This window comes from Thermus thermamylovorans (assembly GCF_004307015.1).
In the GTDB taxonomy this organism is placed as follows: Bacteria; Deinococcota; Deinococci; order Deinococcales; family Thermaceae; genus Thermus; species Thermus thermamylovorans.
This window is the reverse complement of the sequence record NZ_SIJL01000009.1, coordinates 94,534-103,300: the sequence shown is the minus strand read 5'-3', so window position 1 is coordinate 103,300 and position 8,767 is coordinate 94,534. Positions and strand designations below refer to the sequence as shown.

The window sequence follows — 8,767 nt, the reverse complement described above, 5'->3', positions numbered from 1 at the left end:
ACATGTGTCTGTCCAGGTTCAGATGCCCCGGCTTAAGTCTTTCCGACGGCGGTGGGCCTGGCCCCGCAAGGGCTCCCACCCAGCCTATGGGGACTTTCTTCTTGATGAGCCCTCCTTCTGGGCCCAATCGGCCATCCTTTGGGCCCTGGCCGGGCTGGAAGCCGGGCGCTTCGAGGAGGCCCTCCACCGCTTCCTCCCCTCCCCCCTGAGGGGGATCTGCGATATCGAGGACCTCCGTTCGGCTCTCCTCGAGGCCGAGCGCCTTGGTTTGGGGCTGGAGGACTACATCCGCGGGCACCGCTCGCCGAACACGCCCATCGCCCAGGCCAACTTCCGCCCCCTCCTGGACCTGCTGGAGGCCTGGAGGCTTCCCCCTGCCTTCCTCCTTCCCCTGGTCCAAGCGGCCAAGGAGGCCAAGACCCCGGAGGAGGTCAAGGAGGGCCTGAGGTTCCAGGCCTTTGCCTGGCCCAGGAGCTCCATCCCCGTCCACGAGGTGGAGGAGGGCCCCAAGGCCCAGGGGGTGGACGGGCTGGACCTCGAGGCCCCCCTGCCTGGGAAGCCCAGGATGCAGAAGGGGGAGCTCCGGGGTTGGCGCCCCGTGCCAGGCCAGGGGGGGACCGTCTTTGTTTACCGCTTCCGCCCTGACCGCCTGGCCCGGATGGCCGCCCTGCACCTTCTGGGGAAGACCTACCTGGACATCGCCAAGGAGGAGCTGGGGAAGGAGGACCTCCTGCACGGGGACAGCGCGGTCAGGAAGGCGGCCCGTGAGGTCAAGGAGTTTCTGGCCCTGGCCCTTAGGGCCCCAAGCCCCTCCCTTCCCCAAAGGGCCAGCCCCCCCGCTGGCCTTCCTCCTGAGGACCTGGCCCTTCTGCGTTGGGCCGCGGGTAGGGGGGAGTTCACCTTCCGGGATGGGCTGAGGAGCGGCCCCAAGGCCCTGAGGACCAAGGACGCCCTGCAGGCCAGCCTCTCCCGCCTGGTCCAGGCCGGGCTCCTGGAGGAGCTGGGAAGGGGGCGGTACAGGCCAAAAGCTTAGGCACCCCATACGCAAGGAGCCCCGTCCCGGACGGGGGAATCCTCGCTTTGTCGCCCGAAAAGTACGTTCAAATGGGCCGTGGCGTTCGTGAACGGGGCGAGCGAAGGTGGGGGCGGAGGTGAAAGAAGTATGCAGAACGTAAATGCATTCGCCCACCTGCTGACCGTAGAAGAGGTGCGTGAGCTAGTTGGTAAGCAAAGGCTGGGCCGCCCCACGGCTTACAGGCTTGCGCGGCGGTTCGGCATCCGCCTGGGGCGGCGCCTTCTCATCCCCGCCTGGGTGGTGGAGGCCCTCCTGGAGGGGCGCCTTGACTTGGAGAAGGAGGGGGTCCCCTCCCCCAGGGCTTGAGGAAGAGGAGGTGCGACCCTATGCCGTTCGCTTCTAGCTTACCCAAAGTAGGCTTGCTTGCCGTGCGCTACGCCCGCCTGGGCTACCGGGTCCTCCCCCTCCACCCGGGGGAGAAGCGCCCCCACGGGGGCCTGGTACCTCGCGGGCTGAAGGAGGCCTCCCGGGAGGAGGCGGTGATCCGGGCCTGGTGGGGGCGGGAGCCCCAGGCAGGGGTGGGCCTCCTGGCCCCGGAGGGGGTGCTGGTCCTGGACTTTGACTTGCCCGAGGCTTGGGAGGGGCTGAAGGAGGAACACCCGGAGCTCCTCGAGGCCCCCAGGCAGAGGACGCCCAAGGGTGGGGTCCATCTCTTCCTCCGCCTCCCCCCGGGCCTGGAAGGGGCCTTGAGCGCCTCCGTGAGGCGGCTGGAGGGGGTGGACCTCCGGGGCATGGGGCGGGCCTATGTGGTGGCCGCCCCTACCCGCTTGGCGGATGGCAGGGGCTACGCCTGGGAGGCGCCCCTGAGGAGGCCGGAGGAGCTTCCCCCCGTGCCCTCCGGGCTCCTCCAGAAGCTCCTGCCCCCGCCGCCTCCCCCGCCCCAGGAGGTGGGGCTGGGGGCCTCGCCAAGGAGGCTGAGGCGGCTCCTCGAGGCCTTCGCGGACCGGGTGGCCGCCGCCCCCATAGGGCAAAGGCACCTCACCCTCATCGCCTATGCCCGGGCCGCCGGGGGCCTCCTCCCCCACGGGCTGGACCCCAGGGAGGCCGAGGAGCTCCTGGTGGCCGCCGCCATGCAGGCGGGGCTTCCCGAGCGGGAGGCTCGGGAGGCGGTGCGGTGGGGGCTTCAGGTGGGAGCCCAGGCCCCCCTCCCCCTGGAGGAGCCCGGGGGGTTTTGGAACACCCCAGGGTTTGGGAACAGGGGGGTGTACCAAAACTTTAGGCCTTCGTTATCGCAAAAACCCGGTTTTGGAACACGGGAGGTAAAGAGTGAGGGGGAAAAGGGGAAGCCTATCCTCTCCTTCCGCCCCAGGCTGGGGGGGTGGTCCTGATGGGGCTCAGGCGCATTGACCTCACCGCCCAAGTGGAGCCCATACGGTGGGCTTGGGAAGGGCTTCTGCCCAAGGGCTTCGTGAGCATGGTGGGGGCCCTGCCCGGGGAGGGGAAGACCGTCCTCCTCACCGCCCTGGCCTGGCAGGCCGCCCGCCCCCAGGGGGAGCTCCTGGGGCGGGGGGTGGAGCCGGGTCCCGTGGTCTACCTGGACTTCGACGCGGCCACCGGGGACGGGCGGGCCACCCGGAGGTGGCTTGAGGCCCACCAGGCCGCCTTCCCGGATGGGGATATGGGCAAAATCGTCCTCCTGGAGCCGGACGGCGATACCTACGGCCTGGGGGAGAAGGAGATGGAGGAGCTGGAGGGGGTGGTGCGGGAGGTGGGGGCCGGGCTGGTCATCCTGGACAGCTTCATGGCCGCCTTCCCCTTGGACCCGGTGAAGCTCCACCAGGTGCAAAGCGCCATGTGGTGGCTTCGCCGCCTCGCCTTGAGGACCGGGGCGGCGGTGGCGGTGGTGGATCACCTGCCCAAGCCCGTGGGGGGCGAGCGGGCAGGGGCTCGAGGCCTCCTGGGCTCCATCGCCAAGACCGCCCAATCCCGGGCGGTGCACATCCTGACCCGCGTCCCACCCGCAGAGGTGCAGGGACGGCACGTCCTGAAGTGGGAAGTGCTTAAAAGCTCCTTTGCGTCCATCCCCGAGCCCTTCGGCGTGGAGCTCATCTTCAGCCTGGGGCGGGTGGAGGTGGCCGAAACCCCCTTGCCGGAGGGCACGGCCAACCCCAAGCGGGACAAGGCCCGTAGGGCCATGCTGGAGCTCCTGAACGCCCAAGCCGGGAACCTGGTGCCCAAGGCCGAACTGGTCCAGGCCGCGGTGGAGGCGGCCAACATCGCACGCAAGACGGCGGAGCGCTACCTGAAGGAGCTGGCCGAGGAGCTTGCCTTGGAGAAAGTTCACCTCCCCGGCCAGGGAGCCCCGGTGGCCTACCGCCTCCAGGATGCCTCACTCTATGGGGAGGATGTTCCAAAACCCCAAGAAAGCCCTTCCTCATCGCAAAAGGTTTTGGAACACCCCCCCGTTCCAAAACCCTCCCCTGTACCAAAACCTGACCCCCTGGAAGGGAACTGGGAGGACTGGGGCGAAATCCCGGACCCCGAGGAGGTGGGTGAATGACCCTAAGCACCCTCGCCCTCTTGCGGGGCCGCACCCTGGCCCGGGAGGGGGGTAAGCTCCTGGTAAGGCCCGCCCCCTCCCCTGAGGAAGCCAGGGGCCTGGCCCCCCTCAAGCGCCCCCTCCTCGCCCTCCTCGAGGAGGGGGGCACCATTCAGGGGGATGACCTCCTCGGAAGCCTCCACCTTCTGGCCGCCCTCCTGGCCGCCAAGGAGGGCATCCCGCCCATGACCTGGGCAACTTTCTACTACCAGGGCCGCCCTGAGCCTGAGCGGGTTCTGGTGCCGGGGCCGAACCTCCTCCCCTCCCTTCTCTGGAGGGCCAGGAACCTGCCTGAGCCCAGGAGGGTCCACTTGGCCGCTACGGATGGGGGCCTCATCCTGGACCTCGAGGCCCCCTTGGAGGCCTTCCTCCGGGTGGAGGGAAGCGGCCTGGAGGTCTACGCCTGGCCGGAGGAGCGGATGCGGGAGTACCTCCAGGCCGCCGCCTTGGGCCGGGAGCCCAGGCCCGTGGTGCTGGAGCTGGGGGGAAGGGCCTTCCGGACCCTCTCCTGGCCGGAGCCTATATTCACCCCCTTATATGGGCCCCAGGTAGAGCTTGCGGAAGCATGACCCGCCGGGAGGAGGGAAAAAGCCCGCATGCGTGGGGGGGAGGAAGGCCCATCCCCAGGAGGTTCCTTCGCGAAAGTTTTGTTTCGCGAAGAAACACCCCCGGGGAGCCCCCTCCCCCCGGGGCCGGAGGGGGGCCTACCCCCTTCGGGGAGATTTCACTTTTCCAAAACCGGCAAGGAGGGTATCCTGCAGGCAAACTAAGGAGGTGTTATGAGGAAACCGGCAAAGGCACTCCTAACCATAACCCTAGCGGTGCTATCTGCCCTCATCCTCAGCGCATGCTCTGATCCTAGCGGCGGGAGCATCAGAACGGAAGAGGTCATGGTGCGCTTACAGGACCCCAAGGGCGCTCATCTGACCACCTACTACAGGGTGGAAAACGGCGCTTGGCAACCCGTGCTCTTCCAAGGAACCCAAGCCTCCCTTTCCCTACCCCAAAGGGCCGCAGTGTATGAGTTGGCCACACGGTGCGAAGGAGGGTACTACTACCCCGCCGAACTCCAGTTTTTCAAGGCCAGAGCTGACCAGATACGCCAAGTGAACATAGTCTGCTCCTTTGAGGATACCCGGTGGGTTAGCACCACTTTCGATATCCAGCTCCCGGACCAAATCGGGGGCGTCAGGGTGAGGGATGGGGACACGGTAGCGGTTTCCCTGAGAACGGGCTATGTCTCCGGGCTCTCCGCCCGGTTGGTTGGCGATATGCCTGAGGGCAGGCAGGACGTCCTTGTGTCCGTTTTCCGGACGAGCATCAACGGGTTGGAACCCATTGGGGCCAAGCTCATCAACGTCCATATCACCAACGGCGCCAGGATAGCGGTAGATAACCAGGGATGGCGCCCTATGGAACCAAGGCTCGTCTCCGCCGCTCTTCCCTCTGGCTTTACCGGCTCCGCGGCCGTGACCTTTTTCAAGGATGGAATGAAAGTCCCAACTTTGGTAGGAATGTCCCAGCTAGGAGGACCTAGCACCCACGGACGCTACGGGATCCTGAGCGGAATGGGCGGTATTTACTTGGGCTTGGTTAGCGCTGGGAACGCTGATCCCAGTAGCGCTCTCTCGAACCTCATGGTCTACAAGGACACGAGCGGCACCGATTGGTCAGCCGCCCTCCCCCAGCCTTGGGGGGCGAACCAGTTTATCCCAACGGGAACCAGCTTCACCCTGGCCTACCCGGGAGCTCAGGCGTTCTCCTTGGACCTGTCGGGCTTAGCACAAGACAGGCGCTCCGGGCTGCCCCTAAGGGTAAGGAGCATCGTCTACGCCATGGGGAGCCCTACCCAGTACGTTCTCCCCAACCTGGAAAGCCAACTGGGCTACGCCTGGCTCACAGGTACCACGGTCCAGTATGAGGTTGTTGCGGGGGTAAGGGGCGTGGACAATCCCATTTTCACCAGAGTGGGCGAATCTTGGACGAGCATCAGCGAGGCTACCTTCCGGAACACGGATGTGGCCTTAGCCAGGCTGAGCGGTGGCTACAGCGTGCCTTAGACCACTCCCCTAGGAGCTTGGGACAAGTGGTGAAAAAAGGGGTGGCGCTTCCTGAAAGCACATCCCCCAGGGGAAACAAGGCAAGGACTTACCCCAAGAGAGGAGGTGAGCATGCCCAAACGCAGAGGCAAGGGCACGGGCACGGTGTACCGGCACAAGGCTTCGGGGCGGTGGTGTGCCGAGCTCCACGTGGGCTTCGACCCGGACACGGGCAGGCCCAAGCGCATCACCGCCTACTTTCCAACCCGTAAGGAGGCGGAGGTTTGGCTCTCGGAGCAGGTGGCCCGCTACCACAAAGGCCTCCTGGCCGATCCCAGGGCCATCACCCTCCGGGAATGGGCGGAAGGGTGGCTTCACCGCAAGGCCCAGGAGGTGCGGGACCGCACCCTGCACCTCTACCGCCAAGAACTGGGCTACGCCCTCCCCTCCCTGAAGGAACCCCACCTTCCCGACCCCTTGGGCCAAATGCGGCTCCAAGAGGTCCAGCCCACCCACATCCGCACCGCCCTGGACGCCTTGGCCCCAAAGCTCTCCCCCCGCACCGTGCGCAAGGTCCGGCAAAGGCTGTTCCAGCTCTTTGAGGAGGCCCTGAGCCTGGAGGTGGTGCACCGCAACCCTGTGGCCCCCGTGAAGGTGAGGGCCGCCCCCCAGGGGGGTAGGACAGGCAGGGCCCTGGAAGATGGGGAGGTGCAGGCCCTCCTCAGTGCGCTGGACCAGCACCCTGACCCCAGGACCGCCCTGGCCCTGAGGCTGTGCCTGGCCTTGGGCCTGCGTAAGGGGGAGGTCTTGGGCCTCCAATGGGGGGACCTGGACCTGGAAGAGGGCACCCTCACCGTGCGCCGGACCTGGGTTCACAACGGCCAGCAAGGCGTCACTTCCCTCCCCAAAACCCAGACCTCCCAGAGAACCCTTCCCATTCCCCATTCCACCCTGGAGCGCCTCAGGAGGTACCGGGAATGGTGGAAGGAGCGCCTGGGCGGGCCTCCCCCCTCAGATGCCTGGGTCTTCCCCGGCAACCGGGGGGGCCGCCCCCTGGACCTCAACGCCCTCAACCACACCCTCAGGCGCCTGGCCCAGCGCCTGGGCTTGGGCAGGATTAGGGTGCACGACCTGAGGCATACCTACGGCTCCCTCCTCCTCTCCCGAGGGGCCTCCGTGGAGGTAGTATCGGAGCGGATGGGGCATGCTAACCCCACCATTACCCTGGCCGTCTACCGGCACATCCTGGAGCGGGAGCGGCGGGAGTGGATCCTGGACCCTGAGGACCTCGTGGCACCCAAGGCTCAGGCGTAAAGGGCTTGGGCCTTAGAACAAACCCTAGCCCGGAGGGTCCTCCTCCGGGCTTCCTCCTTCCGGTGAAAAGCAGGCACGCAAGGGAGGGCCTGCCGCGATAAACCGTAGATAAACCGTATAGAGCACCCCCCGGCTATGCTACCGGGGGGTAAAGCTTTGCCTCCTGGACTTGGTGGAGCGGAGGGGATTCGAACCCCTGACCTCCCGCTTGCAAGGCGGGTGCTCTCCCTCTGAGCTACCGCCCCAGGCCTAGGGGAGTATAGCCCAAACGGGGGGGTTACGCAAAGGGTAAGGGCCGCCTATAATCGGGAGGGTGTGCCGGACCAGCCCGCGGGCAGGGGAAGGTCCCGCGGGAAGCAGGCCGGCGCGCTAGCGGAACGCCAAGCCCAACCTTCCCCGAACGGGAGGCATATGCCGGTGAACATCAGCGTCAAGGAGCTTCTGGAGGCAGGGGTCCACTTCGGCCACGAGCGCAAGCGCTGGAACCCCAAGTTCGGCCGCTACATCTATGCGGAGCGCAACGGCATCCACATCATCGACCTGCAGAAGACCATGGTGGAGCTGGAGCGCACCTTCCGCTTCCTCGAGGACCTGGCCATGCGGGGGGGGACGGTGCTCTTTGTGGGCACCAAAAAGCAGGCCCAGGACATCGTGCGCATGGAGGCAGAGCGGTCGGGGATGCCCTACGTGAACCAGCGCTGGCTGGGGGGGATGCTCACCAACTTCAAGACCATCGCCCAGCGGGTGAACCGCCTAGAGGAGCTGGAAGCCCTCTTCGCCTCCGAGGCCATCGGGGAACGCCCCAAGAAGGAGCAGGTGCGCCTCAAGCACGAGCTTGAGCGCCTGCAGAAGTACCTCTTTGGCTTCCGCCGCCTCAAGCGCCTTCCCGACGCCGTCTTTGTCGTGGACCCCACCAAGGAGGCCATCGCCGTGCGGGAGGCCAGGAAGCTCTTCATCCCGGTGATCGCCCTGGCGGACACCGACTCCGACCCCGAGCTGGTGGACTACATCATCCCCGGCAACGACGACGCCATCCGCTCCATCCAGCTCATCCTCTCCCGGGCCGCTGACCTCATCATCCAGGCCCGGGGCGGGGTGGTGGAGCCCTCCCCCTCCTACGCCCTGGTGGAGGAGGCGGAAAGGCAGGGCCAGCAGGCCTCCACGAGCCTTAACGAGGGCGAGGTGGAAGCATGAGCCAGACCGAACTCATCAAGAAGCTACGCGAGGCCACCGGGGCCGGCATGATGGACGTGAAGAAGGCTCTGGAAGACGCGGGCTGGAACGAGGAGAAGGCCGTCCAGCTCCTAAGGGAGCGGGGAGCCATGAAGGCGGCCAAGAAGGCGGAGCGGGAAGCCCGGGAGGGGATCATCGGCCACTACATCCACCACAACCAGCGGGTGGGGGTCCTGGTGGAGCTCAACTGCGAGACGGACTTCGTGGCCCGCAACGAGATCTTCCAAAACCTGGCCAAGGACCTGGCCATGCACATCGCCATGATGAACCCCCGCTACGTCGCCGCCGAGGAAATCCCCGCGGAGGAGCTGGAGAAGGAGCGGCAGACCTACATCCAGGCCGCCCTAAACGAGGGGAAAGCCCAGCAGATCGCCGAGAAAATCGCCGAGGGCCGCCTGAAGAAGTACCTGGAGGAGGTGGCCCTCCTGGAGCAGCCTTTTGTCAAGGACGACAAGGTGAAGGTGAAGGAGCTCCTCCAGCAGGCCATCGCCAAGATCGGGGAGAACATCGTGGTGCGGCGCTTCTGCCGCTTTGAGCTGGGGGCGTAAGCCATGTGGGACACCGGGG

At 66.5% G+C, this 8,767-nt stretch carries 9 protein-coding genes and 1 tRNA gene; 9 read left to right on the top strand and 1 reads right to left on the bottom strand.

Translation table 11 applies throughout. The annotated features are described in order from the left end of the window. The 7 genes from ETP66_RS11935 to ETP66_RS08190 all read left to right on the top strand — a co-directional run. Nucleotides 1-1,033 (top strand): hypothetical protein (locus tag ETP66_RS11935; RefSeq protein WP_161569074.1); only part of this gene is annotated, 1,033 nt, incomplete at its 5' end. A 174-nt stretch (nucleotides 1,034-1,207) separates the two neighbouring features. After that, a complete protein-coding gene (locus tag ETP66_RS08215) occupies nucleotides 1,208-1,381 on the top strand; it encodes a hypothetical protein (protein WP_236630162.1) in 174 nt (57 codons plus the stop codon). A gap of 62 nt (nucleotides 1,382-1,443) precedes the next feature. Next, nucleotides 1,444-2,403: a bifunctional DNA primase/polymerase gene (locus tag ETP66_RS08210; RefSeq protein WP_330848622.1), complete on the top strand. Its 960-nt coding sequence runs from the start codon at nucleotides 1,444-1,446 to the stop codon at nucleotides 2,401-2,403. After that, nucleotides 2,403-3,575 carry an AAA family ATPase gene (locus tag ETP66_RS08205; RefSeq protein ID WP_236630164.1) on the top strand — a complete coding sequence of 391 codons (1,173 nt, stop codon included), beginning with the start codon at nucleotides 2,403-2,405 and terminating at the stop codon, nucleotides 3,573-3,575. Before ETP66_RS08210 ends, ETP66_RS08205 begins: the two co-directional genes overlap by 1 nt. Next, entirely contained in the window at nucleotides 3,572-4,183 is a 612-nt protein-coding gene (locus ETP66_RS08200) for a hypothetical protein (RefSeq protein ID WP_130842149.1), read from the top strand. The genes ETP66_RS08205 and ETP66_RS08200 overlap by 4 nt, the downstream gene beginning before the upstream one ends. Before the next feature lie 210 nt (nucleotides 4,184-4,393). Then, the gene (locus tag ETP66_RS08195) at nucleotides 4,394-5,674 is read left to right on the top strand and encodes a hypothetical protein (RefSeq protein ID WP_130842148.1); all 1,281 of its coding nucleotides are present in this window, start codon (nucleotides 4,394-4,396) and stop codon (nucleotides 5,672-5,674) included. Nucleotides 5,675-5,785: 111 nt separating this feature from the next. Then, nucleotides 5,786-6,967, top strand: coding sequence for a tyrosine-type recombinase/integrase (locus ETP66_RS08190; protein ID WP_130842147.1), 1,182 nt, complete (start codon nucleotides 5,786-5,788; stop codon nucleotides 6,965-6,967). A 170-nt stretch (nucleotides 6,968-7,137) separates the two neighbouring features. Here the strand turns inward: ETP66_RS08190 and ETP66_RS08185 are convergent. Then, a tRNA-Ala gene (locus ETP66_RS08185) sits at nucleotides 7,138-7,212 on the bottom strand. A gap of 166 nt (nucleotides 7,213-7,378) precedes the next feature. Between ETP66_RS08185 and rpsB the strand changes: the two genes are divergently transcribed. Both rpsB and tsf read left to right on the top strand, forming a co-directional pair. Beyond that, entirely contained in the window at nucleotides 7,379-8,161 is a 783-nt protein-coding gene (gene rpsB / locus ETP66_RS08180; RefSeq protein WP_130842146.1) for a 30S ribosomal protein S2, read from the top strand. Continuing rightward, the gene (gene tsf / locus ETP66_RS08175) at nucleotides 8,158-8,748 is read left to right on the top strand and encodes a translation elongation factor Ts (protein ID WP_130842145.1); all 591 of its coding nucleotides are present in this window, start codon (nucleotides 8,158-8,160) and stop codon (nucleotides 8,746-8,748) included. Before rpsB ends, tsf begins: the two co-directional genes overlap by 4 nt. Nucleotides 8,749-8,767: the final 19 nt, after the last annotated feature.

Coding starts and splice junctions, on each gene's coding strand:
- ETP66_RS08205 (WP_236630164.1), top strand. CDS start 2,403: ATGGGGCTCAGGCGCATTGACCTCACCGCCCAAGTGGAGCCCATACGG.
- ETP66_RS08200 (WP_130842149.1), top strand. CDS start 3,572: ATGACCCTAAGCACCCTCGCCCTCTTGCGGGGCCGCACCCTGGCCCGG.
- ETP66_RS08195 (WP_130842148.1), top strand. CDS start 4,394: ATGAGGAAACCGGCAAAGGCACTCCTAACCATAACCCTAGCGGTGCTA.
- ETP66_RS08190 (WP_130842147.1), top strand. CDS start 5,786: ATGCCCAAACGCAGAGGCAAGGGCACGGGCACGGTGTACCGGCACAAG.
- rpsB (WP_130842146.1), top strand. CDS start 7,379: ATGCCGGTGAACATCAGCGTCAAGGAGCTTCTGGAGGCAGGGGTCCAC.
- tsf (WP_130842145.1), top strand. CDS start 8,158: ATGAGCCAGACCGAACTCATCAAGAAGCTACGCGAGGCCACCGGGGCC.